At 53.9% G+C, this 2,450-nt stretch carries 1 rRNA gene; it reads left to right on the top strand.

Annotated features, from left to right (window positions below):
- Positions 1–2,450, top strand: a 23S ribosomal RNA gene (locus tag AC27K1_RS21495); the annotation flags it as partial.

Here is a 2,450-nt window from a genome sequence, read left to right as displayed (position 1 = left end):
GTGTGAAAACGAGTAGGACGGGACACGTGTTATCCTGTCTGAACATGGGGGGACCATCCTCCAAGGCTAAATACTCCTGACTGACCGATAGTGAACCAGTACCGTGAGGGAAAGGCGAAAAGAACCCCGTTGAGGGGAGTGAAATAGACCCTGAAACCGTGTACGTACAAGCAGTGGGAGCCGGTGCTCTTTTAGGAGAGCGGACGGTGACTGCGTACCTTTTGTATAATGGGTCAGCGACTTACTTTCAGTGGCAAGCTTAACCGCATAGGGGAGGCGTAGGGAAACCGAGTCTTAATAGGGCGTCATAGTCGCTGGGAGTAGACCCGAAACCGGGCGATCTATCCATGGGCAGGTTGAAGGTTGAGTAACATCAACTGGAGGACCGAACCGACTACCGTTGAAAAGTTAGCGGATGACCTGTGGATCGGAGTGAAAGGCTAATCAAGCCCGGAGATAGCTGGTTCTCCTCGAAAGCTATTTAGGTAGCGCCTCGTATCTCACCCACGGGGGTAGAGCACTGTGTCGGCTAGGGGCCCATCCCGGGTTACCAAACCGATGCAAACTCCGAATACCGTGGAGTGCAATTACGGGAGACAGACGGCGGGTGCTAACGTCCGTCGTCAAGAGGGCAACAACCCAGACCGCCAGCTAAGGTCCCAAAGTATGGTTAAGTGGGAAACGATGTGGAAAGGCCCAGACAGCCAGGAGGTTGGCTTAGAAGCAGCCACCCTTTAAAGAAAGCGTAATAGCTCACTGGTCGAGTCGGTCTGCGCGGAAGATGTAACGGGGCTCAAACCATACACCGAAGCTGCGGATTCAGTACAGTTTACTGTACTGGGTGGTAGAGGAGCGTTCTGTAAGCCGATGAAGGTCAAGCTGAAAGGCAGGCTGGAGGTATCAGAAGTGCGAATGCTGACATGAGTAACGATAAAGGGGGTGAGAAGCCCCCTCGCCGGAAGACCAAGGGTTCCTGCGCAACGCTAATCGGCGCAGGGTGAGTCGGCCCCTAAGGTGAGGTCGAAAGACGTAATCGATGGGAAACGGGTTAATATTCCCGTACCGGTTGTAACTGCGATGGAGTGACGGAGAAGGGTAGGCCGGCCTGGCGATGGTTGTCCAGGTTTAAGGCAGTAGGCAGTGGAACCAGGCAAATCCGGTTTCATAATGCTGAGAGCTGATGACGAGGTCACTAAGGTGACTGAAGTGGTTGATCCCATGCTTCCAGGAAAAACTTCTAAGCGTCAGGTTACAAACGACCGTACCCCAAACCGACACAGGTGGTCAGGTAGAGAATACCAAGGCGCTTGAGAGAACTCGGGTGAAGGAACTAGGCAAAATGGCACCGTAACTTCGGGAGAAGGTGCGCCGCTGATGGTGATGGGACTTGCTCCTTAAGCTGTCGGCGGTCGAAGATACCAGGTGGCTGCGACTGTTTATTAAAAACACAGCACTGTGCTAACACGAAAGTGGACGTATACGGTGTGACGCCTGCCCGGTGCCGGAAGGTTAATTGATGGGGTTAGCTTAGGCGAAGCTCTTGATCGAAGCCCCGGTAAACGGCGGCCGTAACTATAACGGTCCTAAGGTAGCGAAATTCCTTGTCGGGTAAGTTCCGACCTGCACGAATGGCGTAACGATGGCCACGCTGTCTCCACCCGAGACTCAGTGAAATTGAAATCGCTGTTAAGATGCAGTGTATCCGCGGCTAGACGGAAAGACCCCGTGAACCTTTACTACAGCTTCACAGTGGACCTTGATATGACTTGTGTAGGATAGCTGGGAGGCTATGAAACCCGGACGCCAGTCTGGGTGGAGCCAATCTTGAAATACCAGCCTGGTCATGTTGGGGTTCTAACCTGGCGCCATTACCTGGCGTGGGGACATTGTGTGGTGGGTAGTTTGACTGGGGCGGTCTCCTCCCAAAGAGTAACGGAGGAGCACGAAGGTGCGCTAAGTACGGTCGGACATCGTACGGTTAGTGTAAAGGCACAAGCGCGCTTGACTGCGAGAGGTACATCTCGAGCAGGTACGAAAGTAGGTCTTAGTGATCCGGTGGTTCTGTATGGAAGGGCCATCGCTCAACGGATAAAAGGTACTCCGGGGATAACAGGCTGATACCGCCCAAGAGTTCACATCGACGGCGGTGTTTGGCACCTCGATGTCGGCTCATCACATCCTGGGGCTGAAGCCGGTCCCAAGGGTATGGCTGTTCGCCATTTAAAGTGGTACGCGAGCTGGGTTTAGAACGTCGTGAGACAGTTCGGTCCCTATCTGCCGTGGACGTTGGAAGTTTGAGAAGAGCTGCTCCTAGTACGAGAGGACCGGAGTGGACGAACCACTGGTGTTCGGGTTGTTTCGCCAGAAGCATTGCCCGGTAGCTACGTTCGGACGGGATAACCGCTGAAAGCATCTAAGCGGGAAGCCCCCTTCAAGATGAGACTTCCCTG

The organism is Kistimonas ophiarachnellae, assembly GCF_057552235.1.
The sequence above is the reverse complement of the archived record's forward strand: the minus strand, read 5'-3'. Positions and strand labels throughout refer to the sequence as shown.